At 35.7% G+C, this 25271-nt stretch carries 17 protein-coding genes; all 17 read left to right on the top strand.

Going from position 1 to position 25271, the window contains the following annotated elements:
* Positions 1-647 precede the first annotated feature (647 nt).
* The 17 genes from HMPREF2811_RS10840 to HMPREF2811_RS10925 all read left to right on the top strand — a co-directional run bounded on the left by HMPREF2811_RS10840 (position 648) and on the right by HMPREF2811_RS10925 (position 25165).
* Positions 648-1583, top strand: coding sequence for an ABC transporter permease (locus HMPREF2811_RS10840; protein WP_371441411.1), 936 nt, complete (start codon positions 648-650; stop codon positions 1581-1583).
* Between the two features lie 16 nt (positions 1584-1599).
* The gene (locus tag HMPREF2811_RS10845; protein ID WP_071409332.1) at positions 1600-2511 is read left to right on the top strand and encodes a carbohydrate ABC transporter permease; all 912 of its coding nucleotides are present in this window, start codon (positions 1600-1602) and stop codon (positions 2509-2511) included.
* A gap of 56 nt (positions 2512-2567) precedes the next feature.
* The gene (locus HMPREF2811_RS10850; RefSeq protein ID WP_071409333.1) at positions 2568-4022 is read left to right on the top strand and encodes an ABC transporter substrate-binding protein; all 1455 of its coding nucleotides are present in this window, start codon (positions 2568-2570) and stop codon (positions 4020-4022) included.
* Between the two features lie 306 nt (positions 4023-4328).
* Positions 4329-6548 (top strand): GH92 family glycosyl hydrolase, encoded by a 2220-nt coding sequence (locus HMPREF2811_RS10855; protein WP_071409334.1) that lies wholly within the window; start codon positions 4329-4331, stop codon positions 6546-6548.
* A gap of 117 nt (positions 6549-6665) precedes the next feature.
* Positions 6666-7253 (top strand): hypothetical protein, encoded by a 588-nt coding sequence (locus tag HMPREF2811_RS10860; protein ID WP_071409335.1) that lies wholly within the window; start codon positions 6666-6668, stop codon positions 7251-7253.
* Positions 7250-8947 (top strand): sensor histidine kinase, encoded by a 1698-nt coding sequence (locus HMPREF2811_RS10865; RefSeq protein ID WP_071409336.1) that lies wholly within the window; start codon positions 7250-7252, stop codon positions 8945-8947. The genes HMPREF2811_RS10860 and HMPREF2811_RS10865 overlap by 4 nt, the downstream gene beginning before the upstream one ends.
* Positions 8908-10332 (top strand): response regulator transcription factor, encoded by a 1425-nt coding sequence (locus HMPREF2811_RS10870; protein ID WP_071409337.1) that lies wholly within the window; start codon positions 8908-8910, stop codon positions 10330-10332. The genes HMPREF2811_RS10865 and HMPREF2811_RS10870 overlap by 40 nt, the downstream gene beginning before the upstream one ends.
* A 627-nt stretch (positions 10333-10959) precedes the next feature.
* The gene (locus tag HMPREF2811_RS10875; protein ID WP_071409338.1) at positions 10960-12243 is read left to right on the top strand and encodes a glycoside hydrolase family 125 protein; all 1284 of its coding nucleotides are present in this window, start codon (positions 10960-10962) and stop codon (positions 12241-12243) included.
* A gap of 9 nt (positions 12244-12252) precedes the next feature.
* Positions 12253-15003: an alpha-mannosidase gene (locus HMPREF2811_RS10880; protein WP_071409339.1), complete on the top strand. Its 2751-nt coding sequence runs from the start codon at positions 12253-12255 to the stop codon at positions 15001-15003.
* Positions 15000-16844, top strand: coding sequence for a beta-N-acetylhexosaminidase (locus HMPREF2811_RS10885; RefSeq protein WP_071409340.1), 1845 nt, complete (start codon positions 15000-15002; stop codon positions 16842-16844). The genes HMPREF2811_RS10880 and HMPREF2811_RS10885 overlap by 4 nt, the downstream gene beginning before the upstream one ends.
* Before the next feature lie 757 nt (positions 16845-17601).
* Entirely contained in the window at positions 17602-18453 is an 852-nt protein-coding gene (locus tag HMPREF2811_RS10890) for an HAD-IIB family hydrolase (protein ID WP_071409341.1), read from the top strand.
* Positions 18454-18684: 231 nt separating this feature from the next.
* Positions 18685-20220, top strand: coding sequence for an ATP-binding cassette domain-containing protein (locus HMPREF2811_RS10895; RefSeq protein ID WP_071409342.1), 1536 nt, complete (start codon positions 18685-18687; stop codon positions 20218-20220).
* A 128-nt stretch (positions 20221-20348) separates the two neighbouring features.
* Positions 20349-20837, top strand: coding sequence for a Fur family transcriptional regulator (locus tag HMPREF2811_RS10900; RefSeq protein WP_084802143.1), 489 nt, complete (start codon positions 20349-20351; stop codon positions 20835-20837).
* A gap of 537 nt (positions 20838-21374) precedes the next feature.
* Positions 21375-22463: an ABC transporter ATP-binding protein gene (locus tag HMPREF2811_RS10910; protein ID WP_066126267.1), complete on the top strand. Its 1089-nt coding sequence runs from the start codon at positions 21375-21377 to the stop codon at positions 22461-22463.
* Positions 22464-22473: 10 nt separating this feature from the next.
* Complete coding sequence (locus HMPREF2811_RS10915) at positions 22474-23292, top strand: ABC transporter permease (RefSeq protein WP_071409344.1); 819 nt, start codon at positions 22474-22476, stop codon at positions 23290-23292.
* A gap of 37 nt (positions 23293-23329) precedes the next feature.
* On the top strand, positions 23330-24094 hold the full coding sequence (locus HMPREF2811_RS10920; RefSeq protein ID WP_071409348.1) for an ABC transporter permease: 765 nt from the start codon (positions 23330-23332) through the stop codon (positions 24092-24094).
* The gene (locus HMPREF2811_RS10925; RefSeq protein WP_071409345.1) at positions 24095-25165 is read left to right on the top strand and encodes an ABC transporter substrate-binding protein; all 1071 of its coding nucleotides are present in this window, start codon (positions 24095-24097) and stop codon (positions 25163-25165) included.
* Positions 25166-25271: the final 106 nt, after the last annotated feature.

The raw sequence follows: 25271 nt of genomic DNA on the forward strand, positions 1-25271 counted from the left end.
CATGGGCGTTAACTTGGCGGTTCAAGTCCGCTGCTTCTAACGCATGTGAAACTGTAATGATTAAAGTCAAACAGTTTCAGCAAGGCTTTGCAGTAGAAACTGTTAGCTAAAGGCAAGGGTGTCGGTACCCTATCCTTAATTTTTAAGTGATAAGCACTGAGAATTAAGGTCGTCGTGAGGCGGAATCTGAAGGAAGCCTAAGGCAAACTCCTGCACCGACGAATAGAAACTTGATAGAAGGTCTAACCATAAGGATAAGCTTGCCCAACATAGTGAAGCCCAATACTGCACGGATTATGGTGGGATAAATCAAGCGGTGAAATGGGAGGATGGTTAAAGCACCTTACCTGGGGAGGTCTCATGAGAGATAGGATATCTTAGTAACAACGAATCATGAGAAGTCAGCAGAGGTCATAGTAGGTTGTCTACCAACTGAAGGACTGAACAATATGTATATGTTAACTTAAAAGTGAGCCACTATATTAATTGAAAACTGAGCCACTTTTGATAGAAAATAACACCTTTCTATATTTTGTCCTAATTTAACTATATTTAGTCAATAGCTGAATTTAAGCGTTTTCGTTACAATATACTTGTAAGCGGTTAAAAACGGAGGGGTAAAAATGGAACTAACGGAAAAACAAAAAATGCGGAAACAAAAAATGAAACGCTTGAAGAGTAGTTGGCCATTATTGTTTTTTGCTTTACCTGGTTTTATCTGGTTAATTATTTTTTATTACATTCCTGTATTCGGTAATGTGGTAGCATTTAAAAAATTTCAATTCTCAGATGATGGAGGCTTTTTTTCCAGTATTTTTAATAGTCAATGGGTAGGATTCAAAAACTTTGAGTTCTTATTCAGTTCACGTAATGCTTATATTATTACTAGAAACACCGTCTTATATAATTTGTTCTTTATTTTTGTAGGATTGATTATTGCGGTAAGTTTTGCCATTATTTTGAGTCAGATGCGTAATCGTTTTTTAGTTAAAACAATTCAGACATCGATGCTGTTACCTTATTTCTTATCATGGGTAATTGTGAGTTTCTTTGTATCATCCTTTATAAGTGTGGACAAAGGATTAATACCTAACCTTATTCGAGAAGCAGGTGGCGTCGCCAAAAACTGGTATGTAACACCAGGTATTTGGCCACCTTTACTAATCTTCTTAGGTATTTGGAAAGGTATCGGTTATAGTTCGATTATTTATTTTGCAGCAATAGTTGGTATTGATAAGACATATTATGAAGCGGCCGAAGTGGATGGGGCTACTAAGTGGCAACAAATTCGTCATGTGATGATACCACAGATTGTTCCGATGATGATTGTTTTAACGATCTTAGCTTTAGGTGGTATCTTTAGAGCTGACTTCGGTTTATTCTACCAAATACCACGAAATTCTGGTCTGTTATACAATGTTACAGCCGTATTGGATACTCATATCTATAATGCTTTAACAGCATCCGGTGATATCTCGATGGCAACGGCAGCCGGTCTTTATCAATCATTTGTAGGATTTATTTTACTGTCAGTAGCGAATATGATTGTTAGAAAAATAGATCCAGAATCAGCAGTTATTTAATGAAGGAGTGACACACATGGTGAAGAAAAAAATCGAAAGAGTCCAAGTGGATCGCTTCGGTAAACAAACCAATTTTATCTTTAGCATTTTAATGAGTATAGTAGGATTTTTAGGAGTATTTCCATTCATCTTTATTATTATTGTATCGTTAACGAGTGAAAGTTCCATTATTCAAAATGGTTATAAACTATTCCCATCTGAGTGGAGTATTGAAGGCTATCGTTATTTATCCACGATGTCAGGTCAAATTCTTAATGCCTTAATGGTTTCTGTTTTGGTGACCGTTTTAGGAACCATTATTAATGTCACCTTTACGAGCACCTATGCTTATGCACTATCTCGACCAAATTTACCTTTTAAGAAATTTTTCTTAGTATTAATTATTATCCCAATGTTAATTGGGGCGGGGTTAGTACCGGGTTATATTGTGGTAACCAATTTATTAAAATTAAAAAATACCATTTGGGCCTTAATATTACCAGCAGCTTTTAGCCCGTTTAATATTATTATTATGCGTACCTTTTTCAAGAAGAGTGTTCCGAATTCTATTATCGAATCAGCTCGTATTGATGGTGCGAGTGAATTGAGAGTCTTTTTACAAATTGTCCTGCCATTATCAGTACCAGGGTTAGCGACGATTGGATTGTTCGCAGCGATTGGTTATTGGAATGACTGGTTCAATGCATTACTTTATATTACTAAAACTAATTTATATCCACTGCAATATGTATTGATGAATATTCAAAGTAATATCGACTATATGTTAGATAATGCGGGTTTAGGTATTAATATATCGCAACTAAATATTCCTAAGGAAGCAACTCGAATGGCCCTCGTTGTAATTGCGACATTACCAATTGCGGTGAGTTATCCATTCTTCCAAAAATACTTTATTAGTGGTTTAACGATTGGAGGGGTGAAGGAGTAGCGAAATGAAGTTGGTAGGCGTTGGAGAATCAAGAGAGATTTAAAGGAGAGAAAAATATGTTCAAAAAAATTGTAAAATCAGCGGCTGTCGGTGCCTTGGCATTATCAAGTGTTTTAGCAACATCACCTGTAACAAATGTATTTGCCGAAGAACCTACAACGGTTAAATGGTATCAAATTGGAACGGCTCCAGATAATTTAGATAAGCTATTGGAAATCGTTAATGAGAAATTAGTCGAAAAAGTCAATGCTAAAATCGATATGGAATACATCGGTTGGGGTGAGTACGATCAAAAAATGACCGTTATGACCAATGCAGGTGAAAAATATGATATTGCTTTTGCGGTTAACTTTTTAGACAATGCTCAAAAAGGTGCTTATGCAGATCTAACAGAATTGATGGAAGAATATGCTCCAGAATCATTAGAAATGTTAGATGAAGCCTATATTAAAGGTAGTACAGTAAATGGAAAATTATATGCATTCCCTGTTAATGGTAATGTGTATGCTGAGCAATATTGGGCATTTAACCCAACATTTTTAGAAAAATATGACTTTGACTATACTTCTGTAAAAAGTATGACCGATTTGGAACCATTATTAAAAGCTGTTAAAGAAGGCGAAAGTGGTGTTGCGGGATTAGCAGCCGGTCAAGGATGGCGTGTCGGTCATGACTTCGACTTTGTATTAGGCGATACCGTTCCTCTAGGAATTGATATGTTAGGCGATAAGACTAAAATTATTAACCCTTATGAAGAAGGCGATTCTTTAATTCCTGATTTAAAAGTAATGCATGATTTCTATAATAAAGGTTACTTACCTGCAGATGCAGCAACAAGTGATCAAGGTTATCCATTAGAAGCAGACACATGGGCAGTTCGTCGTGAGACTGTGGGACCACGTGACTATGGTAACTACTTATTACAAACAGTTTCAGGCAAAGAATTACAAATTCAAGCTTATACACAAGTTCCATTGAAATCAGTCGCTCAAGCGCGTATGGCTAACTTTGTTGTGTCACAAAATTCAGATAATAAAGAAGCAGCAGTCAAAGTATTAAACGAAGTCAATACAAATCCAGAAATTTTAAATACTTTAGTTTATGGACCAGAAGGCGAAAACTGGGAAATGAATGAAGATGGTACGATTAAATTATTACCAGCATATAATGAAGGTGCAAGCCATATGTCAGCATGGAATACAGGTAATGCGGATATCTTATATAAAGATGAAAAAATTACTGATGAACAAATCGCAGCATCAGAAGAAGGATTACAAAATGCTGAAGAATCACCATTATTAGGATTCAACTTTGTAACAGACAATGTAAAAACTGAAATTGCGAACGTTCAAACAGTAGTCGCTCAATACATTTCAAGCTTACATACAGGTACCGTTAACCCAGATGATGTTTTACCAACATTTAATGAAGAATTAAAAGCAGCAGGATTAGATAAAATCCAAGAAGAAATGCAAAAACAATTCGACGAATACCTAAAAACAAAAGAATAAAATAAAGTGCGGAAAGTTGCGTTCAGAAATGGAACACTGGAGAACATAGCCTGCAGAGTGGAACACACTCAAAGGCAATGTTCGAAGTGGAGGCCATTTCTGCAACTTTGAGCCGGATTGAAAAAGTGCGAAAAGTTGCGTTCAGCACTGGAGACTGGGCATCAACTTTATAAATTCAATAAAGTCATTGTTAAATTTAACTAATATTGAACCCCCTAAGAGGCAGGTACGTTGGTGCCGCCTCTTCTTTTAAATTTTTTTGAGTGCGCTTTAGTAATAGCGTATAATAGTCTACGAGGTGATTTGATGAATCATTTACAATTTATTGATACAAGAATGGGAACGCGTAATCAACATGCTATTGGGCATGGTAATACATTGCCGTATACAGGGGTTCCTTTTGGGATGAACCATTTTGTGATGCAAACACGCTTAAATGAAAGTCGTTTTTTCCATCCTGATGATTATACTCAATATGGCGTTAGGTTAACTCATCAACCAAGTCCATGGATGGGGGATTTTTGCCAGGTATTATTTAATCAATTGCGATTAACAGAGGAAGAGTATCGTCAATTATTGGCTAATCCGACTGAAAACATGGCACTGAATATTTCAATGAGTAGTTATCGTCCGGATGAAGCAATATTTCAACCTCATTATTTGTCATATAAAAGATTGAGAGATGGCTTAAAACAATGTTGGACGGTTGGTGATCGTGGTGCTAGATGGCAAGTACAAGCCACTCGCAATTTCCCCTATCATCTATTAACCATTACGCTTGATGCTGATAGTACAGTTAATTTACAATCGGATGGTCATTCAATTCATCTAGAAACTGCCCAATTGGCGGGTTCAAAATATAATCAATTTCAACAATATTCAATTCTAAAGTCACAGTTTAGTTTAACGCCTCTAGTCAAAATTCCATTAACTTTGAATCAACATGATCAGGTAATGTATCTATTTCAGGTGGAAGCTGAACAAGAAACAATTGAGATGTCGTTGACCACGTCTTACATTTCTTATGAGCAGGCTAAAATCAATCGGCTACAAGATGATTTTTTTAAAGGAACATTTTTAGATGGAAAAAAACATTCAGCTAATAAATGGCTCAATTATTTAGAGCGTATTGAGGTTAAACATCGTGATTTTGACCAGGTGAAAATATTTTATCATTGCTTATGGCGTACAGCTACCTTTCCTCAAATGGGACATGAAGTGGATTCGGCTAATAAAACAGTTCATTTCTCGCCATATACCGGTAAGGTAGAAGCAGGACATTTCTTTACTAATAATGGGTATTGGGATACGTTTAGAACGAATTATCCTTTGTATACCTTAATCATACCGTCTAAAGTACCGGAATTTATCGATGGTATTTTGTCAGTTGTGAGAGCAGATCGTTATCTACCTAAATGGTTATCGCCTGATGAGCGTGGATTAATGCCGGGGACTTTAGTAGATGGTGTAATTGCCGATGCGGTAACGAAAGGTTTAGTTGATAAGGAGACAGCATCTTTATTATTAGAGGCGATGATTGATTCTGCTAATCATGCAGGTGAACATGCTACCGAAGGTCGTGAAGGAGTTGAAGAGTACTTATCACTAGGCTATTTATCGACGAATTACCATGAATCTGTCAATAAGACATTAGATTTTGCTTATAGTGATTTTTGTGTTAGTCAATTGGCAGCTTATTTAGGGAAAAAAGAATTAGCTGAAGAATATCGAGTGCGTGCCCGTTCCTATCGTCATTTATTCAATGTGAAGGCTAAGCAAATGGTACCACGTACCGATAGTGGCGAGTGGTTGGAGACAATCGACGCTCATCGTTGGGGCGAACACTATACTGAAGGAAGTGCTTGGCAAAATAGTTTGGCTGTCTATCATAATATTGCCGATTTAATTGCCTTACACGGTGGCGATGAAGAATTTTTTAATCATCTCAATCATTTAATTAATCAAGAGCCTATTTATGATGTCAATGGTTATGGTTATGAAATTCATGAAATGACCGAAATGGCTCGTGTACAATTCGGCCAATTAGCTTTATCAAACCAGCCTAGCTTTCATATGCCTTACTTATTTATTTTTGTAGGATATCCTCAATTTTCTCATTTACTGATTAAACAATTAATCACTCAATTATTTAGTGACGAATTTGATGGTTATATTGGTGATGAAGATAATGGGAGTTTATCCAGTTGGTATGTATTAAGCAGTCTTGGTATTTATCCAATGACACCTGGTGCAAGTCAATGGACCTTAGGGATGATGACTTGGGATGAAGTCACTATTCATTTAGAAAGTGGTCAAAAGATTGAGTTGATTTCACGAAATTATCAGACACCTTATTTACAAGTGGTTACCAAGCGTTGGCTAAATGGGAAACCTTATTTACCGCAATATTTAAGTCATCAAGAGTTAATGCAGGGAATTCAATTAGAACAATCACTGGGAGCCGTCCCAAGTATTGAAAAAGTAGCACCCGCTTTACGGCCATTCTCAATGGATGCTGATCAGTAAACTGTAGTGCTCTAAAGAAGAGCGTCTTAAACATTTATTACGTTTATCTAAATGTCTATTTAAAAGCAACCATATCCAATTAATCGTAACAAAATATAAAGTCAGGAGTCATGAACAATGGAGTCACGTTTTAATGAGGCGATTCATCGCATATACTATTTTTTAAAATTAAATTTAATGCTAGTCTTAGGGTTTCTATTGGGAGGGTGTCTATTGTCATCTTTAACCGTAGGCATTAGTCTGCATTTAGAAGCAAAAAATAATGCTGCTTTATTGACTTTTAAACAATGGTGGAACAAGGTTAAAATCGAATATAAGCAGACGGCTCTTATTTCATGGCTCTATAATCTGTGTATCATTTTGTTATTGTGGGCATTATTTGTGACCAGTCAATTGAAAGGGATTGTCTTTTTAATGTCATGGTTTGTGCAAGTGGCTCTGTTAATCGGATGTGTCTTAACGATGTTGGCTGAAGCTCAACTTCGACAATATTACGAGGGAGCGGCTTGGCAAATTACTAAATTGTCGTGGATGCAATTGTTTATGTCTCCCAAAGCGAACATCGGCACCTTGTTATTAGGATTTATTTTAGGGTTAGTGAGTCTACAATTTCCTGCGATTGTCTTTTTAACGGGATGGGCGATTTGGATTAGTTTTATGACGTCAATTTATTATAAAGAATGGACAAGGTTGGAGATAATATGAAGGTAAAAGAGAATCAACTAAATTTGATTTTAAAATATTATACTTTAACGACGTTAATCCTAATGTTAGCCTTACCTACCTTGGTCACAGGGGTCATCTATATTCAAAGGCGTGATGCCATGGTGATGGAGATGGATCGTATTGCTAAAACAATGGCTTTTACACTTAATAATGCTACTAATGGTATGAATCGTTTTGCTCAAGTTTTGACCTCGTCTAATAGCTGGGAAAAAGAATTGAATCGTTACTTCAATGAAAGTTATTCTGACCACCATACGTATTATTTATTAAATGGCGCTCGTGGTGAGTTTTTACCAAATGAAACATTCCGTCAATATGATTACAATCGACATTTAATAGCGATTCAAATGAGTCTAGCTAATAGTGAGTATTTTTATGAGTCACTAGCGGAAAATCCTAAAGGTCGTAAAGTAGAACAATTAAATTTTAAAACAGGTATTCATTTATCGATGCCGTTAAGAAGTCGATTTACTTTGCAGGATTTAGGCCAATTATACTTTACTTATTCTTATGATGAGTTAATTAAGGAAATTTTTTCCGAAAAAGAAGGGGAACTGTTAATTTTTGATCCGGTTATCAATCAATTAGTAGGACGGGGAAGCTTCGCTTCAAAACCTGGAGAGACGCTTGCGTTAACCGATATCACAGCTAAAATCGATCAGTGGCGACAAGATCATTTCGTTAGTCAAGAGATGACCACTACCGGTCATAATGTTATTTATTTAATGCCCAAAAAAATCTTATGGCAACGGATTATCGGGATTATTCTCGGAATCTTTCTATTTGTGATGTTTACTGCCGGAATCATTTTAATTTTTATTTTCAAGCAAATTAGACGTTATGCCGATCAGGTAAATGATATTCTCCTTACAACCCGTAAGATTGAAAAAGGACAAGTTTATTATCGGATTAATGAAAATAATAAAGTCGCAGAACTTGAACAGATTACTAAAGCGATCAATGCGATGTTAAATGGTCAGCAAGCAAGTATGCGCGAGATGTTTCATTTACAATTACAAAATAATGAAGCTGTCTTAAAGGCTTTACAAGCACAAATAAACCCGCACTTTTTATATAATACTTTAGAATATATTCGGATGAGTGCCTATGTTGAAGGCGCAGATTCTTTAGCTGAATTTGTTTATGATTTCTCTTCTTTACTCCGAAATAATATCACCAATGAGAAAGAAGCGACTATTTATCAAGAAGTTTATTTCATCAAGAAATATGTCGGACTATACCAAGCACGTTATCCAGAAAAATTATCCTTTGATATTGAACTTGATGAAAGTTTGAACCGGATTATTTTGCCGAAGTTTACTTTACAACCCTTGATTGAAAATTATTTGGTACATGGTGTTGATTTTAGTCGACATGATAATCATTTAAGCTTGACTATTCAACGCGTGGCGAATACATTCGAGATCAAATTAAGTGATAATGGTAAGGGAATGACCGAGGAGCAAATTGATTTACTGAATACGCAGATCAAGCAATATATTAAAAATCCCTATCAAATGCAATCAGTCCAGACTAGCATTGGGATAGGATTAGTAGCTCAACGATTGGCTCAAACTTTTGGTAAGGAAATAACAATGGAATATAGGCTCAATACAAGAGGAGGTGTATCGGTTTGGTTGAAACTACCCATCAAAGAAACTATCGAGTCTTAATGGTTGATGATGAATTTATGATTTTAAAGGGCTTGGAACGGATGATTGATTGGGAAGGACTTAGCCTTCAATTAGCCGCCACGGCTAGTCATGGTGAAGAAGCATTGGCGGTGATTAATCAGCTACCGATTGATATTATTATTACCGATATCAACATGCCGCGTTTATCCGGCATCGAATTTATCGAACAAGTAAAAAATCAAGATCATCGGATTGAATTTATTTTTATCTCGGGATATGAAAAATTTGAATATGTCAAAAGTGGTATATCATTAGGCGCCTCCGATTATTTATTAAAACCAATTGATCGTGATGAATTGCATCAAGCATTGAAAAAAGTAATGCACCGCTTGGATATTCATTATCAATTACAAACACAAAAGGTAAATTTAAAGAAACAAAAATTATTTGAATGGTTAAGAAATCCGCTTCAAGATAACGTTGAATTAGAGGCCGTTAATGAAGCGACCCAAGTCTTCTTTATTACACCAAATGACGATCAGCCATTTGCTGAATGGTTAAAACACTATCAACAGTCACCCAATTGGTTAATCATACAAAAGTTTGACCACTCAATCATTGTCATTAAAATTCAGGATGATGCGCTATTACACGGTAGAGTGATAAAACAAATGGAACCGTTAAGTTTACTAAATTTACATCATTGGTTTCAGGCATTTAGACGACGCATGGACAATTTAGATTTTTATATAAAAAAAGATTCGGAACAATCATTCGTCCACTATTTATTTGAAGTGCCTACGAAGAATAATGAAGAAACGATTGCATCTTTAATTGCTTCGATTTATCAACATTTAGATAAAAATCAATTGGTTCAAGTAGGCGAATTATTAACCCAATTGGAAAGAGAGTTGACCTATCAAGCAGTCAATCGTGATGAAGTATTACAAATTATGCAAGCATTTATCAATTATCAAACGGTGGAAAAACCTTTATTGACCGAAATTGAAACGGTTCACCAAGTGATTCAGCAAACGGCTGAACTATTAAGGGTGAATCAAGCACAAGTAGAATATGATCGCCTTCATCCAATCGTTCAAGAGGCGATTATCTATATCAATAACAATTTAGCGTCAGAACTGACTTTGAAACATTTAGCTGATCATTTGCATATGAATGTCATGTATTTGGGTCAATTAATTAAAAAAGAGCTAAATCAGTCTTTTTCTAAATATTTGAATGAATTACGGATTGAAAAATCCAAACAATTGTTAATTAAGACGCAGTTAACGATAGCTGAAGTGGGGAATGAAGTGGGCTATCAAAATCAAGGCTATTTTTATCGGATGTTCAAACAAGCCGAGGGCTTGAGTCCCAAAGAATATCGTCAGCATTACTGGGATAATGAGCAAGAACTACTGTAGAGACTATGATTTAAAGCTGTGGTGCTAGGCCCGCGTTTGATGAGGCTGGGCATAAACTTGATAAATTTAGTTAAGATTATTGTTCATTAATTAATATCGCAGTGGTTGAGTGGTCTCAACCTGCGTCTTAAAGACTTGTTTAAGACCTACTCAACTGTGCGGGGGTAGGCCAACGAAGCGAAAATTATTTGATTTTCTACTTCTTGCCCACTCCCTCTTGACCGGACTTTAAAGGCTATCATTGTTTTTGATTGAATGAAATAGATTGAGTAAGTGAGGCTAGTCCAAAATTGAAACTAACGCTTGGTTCTTTTTGTTTATTTTATTAATGTAGCGGTGGAATAGCATCCAACGGCGTCTTAAAGACAAATTTGAAACCTACTAATTTGGAGTGGGCAGAAGCAGCGAAAATTATCTAGTTTGCTACTTCTTGCCCACTATTTTTGTTCATTTTTAACCAACTCCATTAACGGATATGTATAACCGAATACGATAGCGGGTTCGTAAATTATCAGTCTATAAATTAGTGGTGTTTTATAATAAAGTATGTATATTCTTTTTAACTATTATAATGATAGCGTTTTTATCTTATAATATAATTGACTAAATATATTTAGGAGGTTTAATATGTCATTTCAAATAACACCAACGATTCAATCATTTATGGAGAAGATTATTGAGAAAACACAAAGTGAAAACCCAAAATGGGGTAAAGTGTTTGAGGAATGTTTTTTAAATACTTTAGAAACAACGATTCAACGTAATCCAGATGGCACTTCATTTGTTTTAACAGGCGATATCCCAGCAATGTGGTTACGCGATTCAAGTGCACAATTAAGACCTTATATGTTATTAGCCAAAATGGATGAAGAAGTGTATCAATTAATTAAAGGATTGGTTACTTTACAATTTAGAAATATTCATCATGATCCCTATGCCAATGCCTTTAACCGTGAGGCCAATGGTAAAGGACACCAGGATGATCATACAGAGATGACCGATTTAATTTGGGAGCGCAAATATGAAGTGGATAGCTTATGTTATCCAATTCAATTAGCTTATTTACTTTATTTAAACACCGGTCGTACAGAACATCTTGATGATGAATTTATCACAGGATTAAAAGATATTTTACAAGTTTGGCGTACCGAGCAAAACCATGAATACTCCCCATATCATTTTATTCGTGACACAGATCGTGAGGAAGATACTTTAGTCAATGGTGTGGGTACACCCGTCGGTTATACGGGGATGACTTGGAGTGGATTTAGACCAAGTGATGACCGTTGTGAATATCATTATTTAGTACCGTCTAATATGTTTGCGGTCGTGGTATTAGGTTATGTTGAAAAATTAGCCTCTGTCATTGACCTACCAACTGAGTTAGTGGCTGAAGCGATTTCATTAAAAGAAGAAATTCAAGCGGGTATTGAAAAATATGCGAAAGTCGAAAATCAAGCAGGTGAAGAAATTTATGCCTATGAAGTCGATGGGTTAGGAAATTATAAAATTATGGATGATGGTAATATTCCAAGTTTATTATCGATTCCTTATTTAGGTTATTTAAAAAATAATGATACTGTATATCTCAATACACGCAAAACCATTTTAAGTCCCGAAAATCCGTACTTTTATAAAGGAAAATATGCGGAAGGTATCGGAAGTTCACATACTTGGGAACATTACATTTGGCCAATGGCTTTAGCTATTCAAGGTTTGACCGCACAAACCAAGTCAGAAAAGAAAGAAATTTTAGATATTTTGGTTAACACAGATGGAGACACCAATCGTATGCATGAATCTTTCGATGTTGATAATCCCAAAGCCTTTACTCGTGAATGGTTCTCTTGGTCAAATATGATGTTTTGTGAATTATTATTAGATTACTACGATTATCAAGTAAAAATTTAGGAGGGTATCATGTCGAAGAAAACAGTTCATATTATTTCACATAGTCATTTAGACCGTGAATGGTATTTGCCTTTTGAAGCACATCGAATGCGCGTGGTAGAATTATTGGATACCGTTTTGGATTTATTTGATACAGATCCCCAGTTTAAATATTTTCATGTCGATGGTCATACGCTACCTTTAGATGACTATTTAGAGGTGCGTCCAAATAAAAAGCAACGCTTACAACAAGCGATTGATGCCGGTAAATTAAGAATTGGACCGTATTACATTTTACAAGATGCTTTTTTAATTAGTGAAGAAGCGAATGTTCGCAATGCGCTGATTGGGAGTCAAGAACTAGAAAAATGGGGCGTGGAAGGTGAAAAAGTAGGTTATTTCCCAGATACATTTGGCTTATCAGGTCAAATACCACAGATAGTAAAAGAGACGGGAATGGAATTTGCCACCTTTGGTCGTGGGGTTAAACCAACGGGCTTTAACAATGTGGTCATTAATGACGGTGATTTTCAATCGACTTTTTCAGAAATGTATTGGCAAAGTCCGAATCAAGACGAAATCTTAGGTATCTTGTTTGCTAATTGGTATAGTAATGGCAATGAAATCCCGACAACCCCCGAGGCAGCCCAAAAATTTTGGACACAAAAATTAGCCGATGCAGAGTTGTATGCTGCGACTGACCATTTATTGATGATGAATGGGTGTGATCATCAACCGGTGCAAACGGATATTAGCGAAGCAATCGAACTGGCGAATGAATTATTCCCTGAATATCATTTTATCCATTCTAATTTTACTCTATATTATCAAGCAATTAAGGCGGTAGGCTTACCAGCATTATCAACGGTAAAAGGTGAATTGCGTTCACAAGAAACGGATGGTTGGTATACCTTAGCCAATACAGCGTCCAATCGCATTCACTTAAAACAACGGAGTCATGAGTTATCACAACGATTAGAACAAGTGATCGAACCTTTAGCGGTCATGGGTCAAAAATATGGTTGTGCTTATCCCTACGATAAGATTGATTTTGCTTGGAAACTTTTATTACAAAATTATCCTCATGATAGTATCTGTGCTTGTAGTGTGGACGAAGTCATTCATGGGATGGAAGCACGTTTTGATCAATGTGAAGCGGTACTAGATTATTTACAAGCAGAATTGTTAAATCAGTTGTCTGGCTATCATTTTTCGTCAAAACCTGAAGGCTCTGCCTATGCGATTCAAATTTGGAATACGACGACCGTTAAAAAATCAGATATAGCGACGGTTAAGGTTGAAATGGCACGATGTCAATTTAGCGAAACGTCTCCAAGTAAGGCATTTGAAAAGATGGAACAATGGGACTTTGGCCAATGGCAAGTGATGGATCCCGAAGGAAATGAATACGAGGCTGAAATCATTGATTTGGGTGTTGAGTATCATTATGATTTACCAAAAGATCGCTTTAGAGTGCCTTATATGGCAAGATACGCACAGGTAAAAATTTTGATGAAAGACTTAGCACCAATGTCAGTTAAACAATTATTTTTATTGCCGACTAAGGAAATGAAGCAACCAACACCATCTCAGCAAGCAAATCAGGACCCAACGATTGAAAATGAGTATTTAGCGGTTACGGTTGAACCGAATGGCAGCTTAACATTACGCGATAAACGTCATCAAAGAACCTATGCGGGTCAATGTATTTTAGAAGACACGGGTGATAGTGGAAATGAATATATTTTCAAAGAATCAGTAGGAGAGCGGATTTTTAGTAAGGATCATCTCACTTCAGTTGAAAAAGAATCCACATTATTCGAAGAACGTTTAATCGTGACTTATCAATGGTCATTGCCAATCTCAGCTGATGAAAAGTTATTTGAAGAGCAAAGACGGGTAATCGATATTACAAATCGTACGAGTGGGCGTTCAAGTGAAATGAAGCAACAAACTATTCAAGTGATTTATATCTTAAAGCCGACAGATAAAAGTATTCTAGTTAAGATTGTAGGTCAAAATGATGTCAAAGATCATCGGATTCGAATGGTTTGGCATTTACCTCAATCTAGTTCTCATCATTTAGCAGACAGTCACTATGAAATCGTGGCTCGTGCTAATCAAGTTAGTGCAGAATGGCGTAATCCAAGTAATCCTCAAGTTTCAAGACATGCGGTTAGTATTCATAATGAGGATAATCACCAACGTTTTGGCTTGACGGTTGCTTCTAAAGGGAACTATGAATATGAAGTCAATGCGAATGATTCCGGAACCACATTAGCGATTACGATTTTACGCTGTACCGGTGAAATGGGCGATTGGGGCTATTTCCCAACACCTGAAGCCCAATGTTTACACGATTATCAATCAGATTTAAGCATCACGTTATGGGATTCTGAAGAAGCAGAAACGGACAGTTTGATTGCGGGACGCTATCAATTTGTTCCATTGTTAACCAATGCCCCTTTAAGTCGAGTTCAAGATGAAACGACATTTGAAAAGGAATTTGCGTTTTTAGATAGTATTTTCACCCAACCATTACCAAAACACTTGGTCATCACAGCAGTGAAAATGAGCCGTGACCAACAGCACTTAGCGATACGCTTAGTTAATTTGGGTGAGGAGTTAGCAGATACTCGTCCGTTGACGCTAGACAATATCGAACTACAACCAGTAAACTTATTAGAACAAACTTATGAAGCCACCGAGGAAGCAAAGCGCTATCGTATTAAAAATCATCAGATTCAAACATATTTAATTAAGTGGGAGTTGATATCATGATAGAATTACACATTCAAGATCCAGCATTACAAGCAGCCGTCAAATTATTAGCAGATGATTTAAAGGTAAAACTGGATCCTCAAGGACAAGTTTTAAAAATTAATTGGATTAATGAATTATCCGTAAAAATGTATCAAGAACAAGCAGCATTGGTGATTGAAGCCAAAGATATTCCTCATGCGGTACAAGCGATTTGGCAATGGCGTCATGGTAAAGCATTACCATTAACAATTGATTATCATTTTGAGCGAAACGGGTTAATGTTAGATAATTCGCGTAATGCGGTTGCGAACGTGCCGACGGTTAAACGTTTGTTACGTAAAATGGCTTTAATGGGCCACACTTGGTATATGCTTTATATGGAAGATACTTATGAAATACCTGAACAACCTTATTTTGGTGCTTTTCGTGGGCGCTATAGTCAAGCCGATTTAAAAGAATTAAATCAATATGCGGACACATTAGGGATCGAGTTGGTGCCATGTATTCAAACACTGGCTCACTTGAATCAATTTTTTGAATGGGAACATGTAAACAGTCAATATGTTGACATTGACGATATTTTAAATGTTGGACGGGAATCCACCAAAACCTTAATTCGTCAAATGTTAACGTCATTAAGAGCCTGCTTTACAACACAAACGATTCATTTAGGAATGGATGAAGCCTATAACTTAGGTCGGGGCAGTTATTTAACCGAATTTGGTTTAAAATCAAAAACACAAATTATGCAAGAACATTTAGAGTTCATGATTGAATTATGTCAAGAGATTGGTTGGAAACCGATGGTTTGGGATGATATGTTCTTTTCTTGGTATAACCAATTAGAAGATGTGAGTGAGTTTAAGGTTCCTGAAGGAATCGAGTTAATGTATTGGGATTATTATAATGAATCAAAAGAACATTATATTAATCGTATTGAAACGCGTAGTCAAATTACCGAGCAATTACACTTTGCAGGAGGAAGTTGGCGTTGGTGTGGTTATGTGCCGCATCATAAGAAGACCCTTTATACATCCATCGCTGCTTTATCTGCGTGTAAAGAAAAACAAGTAGCGAAAGTGATGGCGACGGCATGGGGCGATGATGGGAGTGAGGCACCATTCCAGGTAGTAGAATTTGGATTAGTGTTATATGCTTTATTAGATAGTCAAGAGTATGACGAAGAGGTATTCAACCAATGGTTAATTGATTATACCGGTTTAACTTTAAGTCAATGGTTATGGCAAGGTGAAATTGATTTATTACCTGAGTTTGATGAAATGAAAGCTTTGGATGTGACACCGTCTAAATATTTCCTCTATCAAGATTTATTAATGCCAATGTTTATGGAACAAATTGAGACGATGGAAGTGGATTATGGGGCAAGAATGACAGAATTGGCGAGTCAATTTAGTTCATTATTAAGAGGTGATGTCTTAATTAATCATTTCTATTCTCAATTAGCCGAAACTTTAGCGATTAAATGGGATTTACCATTAAAAATTTGGCAAGCTTATCATCAAGATAATAAAGAGACTTTGGCAATCATTGCCCAAAACGATCTTCCAGCTTTAGAGATTGCTTTAGATGCTTTATGTGAGGCTCGTAGAAGAGTTTGGTTAGCAGAAGCGAATCCTCAAGGCTTCGAAATTATTGAACACCGCTTTGGTGGGATGATGATGCGTGCTAAGTCTACCGCTAGTCGTTTGATGGATTATGTGAATGGAAACATTGAGGTGATACCAGAACTTGAAGAACCACGCTTAGATGGTGCGCCACAAGCGAGTCGCAATGAAAAACAAGCGATAACCTATAATCGTGCTCTAAAAATTATGTCAAGAAGTCGTTCGACTTGGTAAAAGAAAATATTAGATTGACGAAGATTATAAAACAATGATGTCAAAAGAGTTAATGTCAATGAGTCAACATTAAAAAGTAACGGTCCATTTTCTTTTTGTGAGTTTACTACCATTAAAGAGTAATGAGACCGTCTTTTTGTTGTATTTCGCCAATTAAAATTGAGCCATTTCGCAATTAAAAATTGATCCACTTCGCCAATTTAAAATGAGCCATTTCGCAAATTAAAAATGATCCACTTCGCAAGTTAAAATTGATCCATTTTGCAAATGAAAATTGATCCATTTTGCAAATGAAAATTGAGCCACTTCGCAATTAAAAAATGAGCCTTTTTGCAATTAAAAATTGAGCCACTTCGCAAATGAAAATTAAGCCATTTCGCAAGTTAAAATTGAGCCACTGTCATAACGAAAGTTCAATCGCTATTGTCTGTAGCTGATTAATTTTATGTCGATTTCAAACTTCTGACCAATCTAATTAGGCTACAAGCGGGTAGGCAGACGAAGCGAGCATCACTCTCTCTTCTACTTCTGGTCCACTCTCAACTTTGCGGGGTGAATAAACGAAGCGAAATTTTGTTCGATTTTCTACTTCTTGCCCATTCTTGGTAATTCATTTTTAAGTTTGATTGTCTGAAAAGCGACGTGTAAAAAAATATAAGTCTTAAGTATGAAATTGAGATAACTTGTTGATTTCATATAGTAAAGTGCTGAGGTATTTTGTATAATGGAAAGGCAAGCATCAATAGGGGGTTATCAAATGATTAGAATGTTTATTAGTGATTTAGATGGGACTTTATTAAATAAATATCATATTGCTGATAAAACCATTAATCAAGCGATTGAAGAAGCGAATCGACGTGGCTATCGCTTTGCGGTTGCGACTGGTCGTCATATGCGCCACCACCAACGTTTTGGCTTAGGATTTTTAAAGCATACGCAGTATATTATTGCCATGAATGGAGCACTCGTAATTGATAACAAAGGTAAAATAATCGATACCAGTGCCATCGAACCCAAGAAAATAATTGAAATTCAAGATATGTTTCCTGAAATTAGTTTTGAATTTTTAACAGCACAACATGCTTTTGTAAAGAATAACCGCTTTAAACATTTTTTAAAGGGTTTTAAAAACACTCCAACTTTGAAAAATTTTGGACGTGCTTTATTAAATCTATTAGTAGGACAGTTTCACTATGGTGTGGATGACGAATTTATAAAAACAAAAAGTATTTTAAAATTAGAATGTATTACCAATTCAGCTGACGAGCATCAACGATTGGTGGAATATTTAGAAGCTAATCAAAATCATTTTAGTTATGCTTATAATGATGAAGTCCACTTTGAGATTACTGCTCAAAATGTGAACAAACGTCAAGGGATTTTAGCCTTATTGAAAAAAATTAATGTGCATCCTGATCGAGTGGCGGTCTATGGTAATGATTCTAATGACGTGGAAATGTTAGAATATTTTATTCATTCTTATGCACCATCTTCAGCGAAGGAGATAGCTAAAAAAGCAGCTAAAAATCAAATTGGAGATGCTAATGAGCATGCGGTGGTCAAGCATATATTAGCAACAATGAAAAAGCAAGATTTATATAAAAAATAATGCTTTGCGATAGGTCTTTATGTTATAATATGAGTAATAATTTAAGGAGTTGATCGACACAATGATTATTCAATAGTAACTAAGTAAGCTAATAGACTGTGATTGTAATAATGACAGGGATTAGTATGCACTTAGGCACTATTGGATGGATCATTGTGTCTTTTTGCGTACAAATTTTTCTTACTTAGTCTTTTAGTTGGTAATTTACAGTTAATTGAAAGGAGAATTTGTATGCTACAACTAAATAAATTTACCATTACGCATCGCTATGATTTTAGAGTATTAATTGACAATTTAACGGTGACAATCAACCCGGGAGATAAGTTGGCATTGATTGGTGAAGAAGGAAATGGTAAGTCAACATTGTTAAAGGCTATTTACGATATGAGACTAATTGAAGATTATGCAGAAGTGACAGGTCAGTTAATCAATAAAACCATTTCAATGGGCTATTTACCACAAACAATGCCTGAATCTTTAAATGATGTCAGTGTCAATGATTATTTTTTTGATATGAGTATATTAGAGCAGATAGATTTTAATTTACTTTATCAATATGCTTCTCAACTAGGCTTTGATAGCGAGCGCTTTGATTCTCATCAGTTGTTAGGTAGTTTATCCGGTGGAGAAAAAATAAAACTTCAATTAATCAAGATTTTAGCACAAGAGCCACAACTTATTTTGCTCGATGAACCGTCTAATGATCTGGATTTTGAAACGCTTGAATGGTTGACCCATTTTATCAAAAATACAGAAAAAACAATTACTTTCATTTCACATGATGAAAGCTTATTAAAACAAACTGCTAATCGTTTGATACTATTTGAGACGCAACATCATAAGAAAGTAACCAAAACGACGGTGGTTAATCTTGACTATGATACCTTTATTCAAAATAGAGAAAGACAATTTGATAAGGATTTGCAAATCGCTACTAAGCAAAGAGAAGAGCATAAGAAGCAAATGCAACGACAACATCAAATTCATCAAGCGGTGGAGCATCAAGTTCGCAATACCCATGATGCAACAGCAGGCAGGTTGATTGCTAAAAAGATGAAAAATGTTTTAGCCACTCAAGAAAGATTACACAAGTCGACCGAATTCTTTAAAGAAATACCTGTAAAAGAAGAGGCTATTCTAGTTAAACTCCGTTGCTATCAACCATTATCAGCTTCGAAAATAGTTCTTAATTATCAAGATGAATCTTTTAATAATCAGCAGTGCAACATTTCGCAATTAGGATTAGTGATTCAAGGACAAGATAAAATTGGTATCATCGGTGCTAATGGCATTGGTAAAACGACTTTGTTGAAAAAAATCTATCAAGATTTAAAAAAACGAACCGATTTAAGAGTCGGTTATATGTCTCAAGATTATAGTCAAGTATTGCCTTATGATAAGACGCCGATTGAATTTTTAAAACGCAGTGACGAAAAAGATGAAATCACCTTAGTGACCACATTTTTAGGTAGTATTCGTTTTACTTATGATGAAATGCATCATGCGATTGGGGAATTGTCAGGGGGCCAAAAAGCTAAGCTATTATTATTGAAGATGGATTTGGATCAAGTGAATGTACTGATTGTGGATGAACCAACACGTAATTTTTCACCTTTATCACAAAGAGAGGTTCGACAAATCTTTCAAAATTTTGAAGGGTGTTTAATTGTCGTAACGCATGATCGACTTTTTATTCAAGAGGTATGTCATCGACATTATCGTTTAACGTCCAATGCACTGGAACGATTATCCAATCAAAATCAATGATCAATGTATCGCATCAAATGACTAAAGCGTAAAATTAACGAAATTATTACAAGTAGGTAAAAATGCTTTATAGATAGGGGTTAGAATGCTATAATAAGGTAAATAGACAAAATAGGAGGCGCATAAAGATGACTCATCATGCAAATGATCATCATAGCTATTTATCAAGAACACATAGTGATGATGCGCGTAAGACCGTTGAACGAATTTTAGCAGAATTAAAAGAAAAACATGTTCGTATTACGGAGCCTCGACGCGCGATTTTAACTTATATGGTTGAAAGTCATTCTCATCCAACAGTAGAAGAGATTTATGATGATTTATTACCGAACTATCCGGGCATGTCTTTAGCTACGGTTTACAATAATTTAAGTACCCTAGTTGAGCATGGCTATGTTAAAGAAATGAAATTCTCGGGAATTACTAGCCGTTATGATTTTATTGGCAATCAACATTTTCATATCATTTGTGAAAGATGTGGTCTTGTGGAAGATTTTCCATACCGTGATTTAACACCATTTATTGAAGATGCTGAAGATGCAACCGGCTATCAAGTAAGTAGTGTTAGTATGGAGATGTTTGGCATTTGTCCAGAATGTCAAGATGAAAAAGATTAAAGGATAAAAGAGGTTGGACATAAACTTGATAAATTTAGTTAAGATTATTGTTCATTAATTAATAGCGCAGTGGTTGAAGTGGCATCAAAATGCGTCTAAACGAGATTGAACATAAATTTGAAAAATTCAGTCAAATTAGTGCTTATTTATTAAAAGCGCAGTGGTTGAGTGGCTTCGAACTTCGTCTTTCGACTTGTTCGAGGCCTACTCAACTGTGCGGGGGTGGACAGACGAAGCGAAAATTATTTAATTTTCTACTTCTTGCCCACTCCCTTATTTTTTATATAAAATAAGCAATAGAGAGGATGAGCATCATCTCGAAAAATTTAGTCAAGTTAGTGCTCGGTAATAAAAAGCGCAGTGGTTGAGTGGCCATAAAATGCGTTATTAAGAAGCTAGGCATAGTCTTTTTAAATTCTGTTGAATCCATAAGACAGGTTATTTAAAAAACAAATAAATAACTTTGTGAAAAGATATTGTTTAGGCAAAATATTATGCTATAATTCATTTTGAATGCTGAAATAAAGGAGTGTTGAAATGCAAACAAATCATACAGTCATACTTGAAAATGTCACAAAATCCTATGGTGATACCCAAGTTTTGAAGCAAATTGATATGGAACTCGAAAAAGGAAAGTTCTATACGCTATTAGGTCCTTCTGGTTGTGGGAAGACCACGATTTTACGAATCATTGCTGGTTTTGCGGAAGCGACTACTGGTAAGGTTTATTTGGATGGAAAGGAAGTCACTGAGATTCCAGCTAATAAACGTAAAGTAAATACCGTTTTTCAAGATTACGCTTTGTTCCCTCATATGAATGTATTTGATAATATTGCATTCGGCCTTACGATGAAAAAAATGGATAAAGCTACCATTGAAACGAAAGTAAAAGAAGCATTAAAAATGGTACGATTAGAAGGATATGAAAATCGTGACATTCAAGAAATGTCGGGAGGACAAAGACAAAGGGTAGCGATTGCCCGCGCTTTAGTCAATGAACCAGAGGTCTTATTATTAGATGAACCTCTTTCTGCTTTAGACTTGAAATTACGTACCGATATGCAGTATGAATTACGTGAATTACAACAACGTTTGAATATTACGTTTGTTTTTGTTACTCATGATCAAGAAGAAGCTTTAGCTATGTCTGATTGGATTTTTGTAATGGATAAAGGTGAAATCGTACAATCAGGCACACCTTCAGATATTTATGATGAGCCAATTAACCGTTATGTAGCTGATTTTATTGGTGAAAGTAATATTATTAATGCGCGAATGATTGAAGACTATCGTGTTGCGTTTGTTGGCAAAGAATTTGACTGTGAAGATGCCGGAATTCCAAGTGGTGAAGCGGTTGAAGTTGTGATTCGTCCTGAGGATATTGATGTGGTAGCTCCTGAAAAAGGAAAGTTAGTGGCCCATGTTGATACGATGCTATTTAGAGGGATGTTTAATGAAGTCATTGCCTATGATGACGCAGGGAATGAATGGATGATTCATACAACAAAGAAAGTAGAACCGGGAGCGGTTATTGGCTTGTTTTTCGAACCAGATCAAATCCATGTTATGCGTTTTAATGAAACAGAAGAAGAATTTGATGCCCGTTTAGAACAATATGAAGATTAGGAGGGAGTAAATGAATCAAAAGAAGAATCATTTATTGGCAATTCCATATTATTTATGGATACTACTCTTTGTCATCGCACCGATTATTTTGTTACTGTTCAAGTCATTTTTTGATATTAACGGCCATTTCACTTTTCAAAATTATATTAATTTCTTTACCTCAGGTAACTATATTCGCATGGCTTTGTCCTCTTTCTTCTATGCGTTTTTAGTGACCTTGGTAACCTTTTTAATGGCGTATCCAATGGCATATTTTTTAACCAAAACTAAAAACAAACAATTGTGGTTATTGTTAATTATTTTGCCGACTTGGATTAATTTATTACTTAAAACGTATGCTTTTATTGGTTTGTTAGGTCAAACGGGACCGATTAATCATTGGTTGCAGAATTTTGGTTTTGGTCGTCAACAATTACTATTCACTAATGTGGCCTTTTTAATTGTTGCTGCCTATATTGAATTACCGTTTATGATGTTACCGATTTTTAACTCGATTGATGAAATTCCTAATTCATTAATGGAAGCGAGTAATGACTTAGGAGCGACACCGTGGGAGACTTTAAAACGAGTGGTATTCCCTTTATCGATGCGTGGCATTCGTAGTGGGGTACAAGCAGTCTTTATTCCATCACTGTCACTTTTCATGTTAACACGTTTAATTGGAGGCAATCGGGTTATTACACTAGGGACGGCGGTTGAACAGCATTTCTTAGTGACTCAAAATTGGGGCATGGGTTCGGCTATTGGGGTTATCTTGTTAATTTCAATGGTCTTGGTAATGTATGTAACACGTGAGCGCCGTGATCAAGGAGGTGCTTTGGGTGAGTAATCGTCGTTTTAAATGGCAAAATTTATATATCGTCGTAATGTTTCTTATTTTATATGCGCCAATCTTTTATTTAATTATGTATTCTTTTAATGAAGGTGGCGATATGACGGGCTTTACAGGCTTTACCTTAGAGCATTATCAGACATTATTTCAAGATACAAGATTGATGACCTTTATTATTAATACCTTTATTGTGGCGATACTTTCTGCCTTAATTGCTACTATTATTGGGACTTTTGGTGCGATTGCTATCTACTTTAATCGTAGTAAAAAACAACGTAATACGATTTTGAATCTGAATAATGTGTTAATGGTAACACCTGATGTTATGATGGGGGCTAGCTTTTTAATTTTATTCTCTATTTTAATCCCTGTGCAAATGGGTTTTGGAACAGTATTAATTGCACATATTGCATTTAATATTCCGATTGTGGTATTAATGGTGTTACCACGTTTATATGAGATGAATCCTTCAATGCTTACGGCTGCTCAAGACTTAGGTGCTACTCATGGTCAGACCGTTCGTCATATTATATTACCAAGTATTAGTAGTGGTATATTTGCCGGATTCTTTATGGCTTTTACCTATTCACTAGATGATTTTGCCGTGACTTTCTTCTTAACGGGTAATGGCTTTAGTACCTTATCGGTTGAAGTGTATTCAAGAGCACGTACAGGTATTAGTTTAGAGATTAATGCTTTAAGTGCCTTGATGTTCTTATTAGCGTTGGCATTAGTGGTGGGTTATTATTTCATCCAAATGAGTGAACAAAAACGTCGTAAAGCGAAAGGGGCGAAGTAGATGAAAAAATTACTTAATGCAGTGATAGCCCTATTATTAGCAGTTGGCGTGTTATTTTTCCTTCGTCACCGTTTAGAAGCAAGTAGTGGTATGACGGGTGGTAATACCATTGTCTTTTATAACTGGGGAGATTATATTGATCCAGCATTGATTTCTGAATTTGAAGAGGAAACAGGTTATCGTATTATTTATGAGACTTTCGATTCTAATGAAGCGATGTTTTCTAAAGTTCAACAAGGTGGTACTACCTATGATATTCTGGTGCCAAGTGAATATATGATTGAACAGTTAATGGAAAATGATATGTTACAACCTTTAAATTATGATTTATTGCCTAATATTAAGAATATTGATAGTCGTTTTATGGATTTATCATTCGATCCGGATAATAAATATTCTGTGCCATATTTCTGGGGTACTCTAGGAATAGTTTATGATCCTAATAAAGTTGGGCGCGAGATTCATCATTGGGATGATTTGTGGGCTGATGATTTAAGAAATAAAATTTTATTAATTGATGGGGCTCGTGAAGTGCTAGGCATTGGGTTACAATCGCTTGGTTTTTCACTAAATGATACCGATGAGACGGCGTTAACTGTGGCGACTGCAAAGATGAAAGCTTTAATGCCGAATGTGATTGCTTTAGCGGCTGATGAAATTAAAATGCATTTAGTGCAAGATGAAGCGCCAATTGGTGTGACGTTCTCAGGTGAAGCGGCGATGGCGATGGAGGAAAATGAAGACCTTGTCTATGTCGTTCCGGAAGAAGGTTCTAATATTTGGTTCGATAATATTGTGATTCCAAAAAATGCTAAAAATGTAGAAGGAGCACATGCTTTAATTGACTTTTTAATGCGTCCAGAGATTGCGGCGCGTAATGCAGAGTATATTGGTTATTCAACACCGAATAAGGCTGCGTTTGATTTGTTAGATCCAGAGATCACATCGGATGAAGCTTTTTATCCAAGTGATGATACGATTAGCCATTTAGAAGTCTATGCAAATTTAGGACAAGAAAGTTTAATTCATTTTAATGATTTGTATTTAGAGATTAAAATGGAACCAAGATAGTTTTATTGCAAGAACTTCCTCACTTTATGAGTGGGGAGTTTTTTGATTGATGAGAAATGGCTAGGAATGATTTATTTGTTAGTTTATTATCATTGAAGAGTAATGG

This window comes from Globicatella sp. HMSC072A10 (genome assembly GCF_001811625.1).
GTDB lineage: Bacteria > Bacillota > Bacilli > Lactobacillales > Aerococcaceae > Globicatella > Globicatella sanguinis.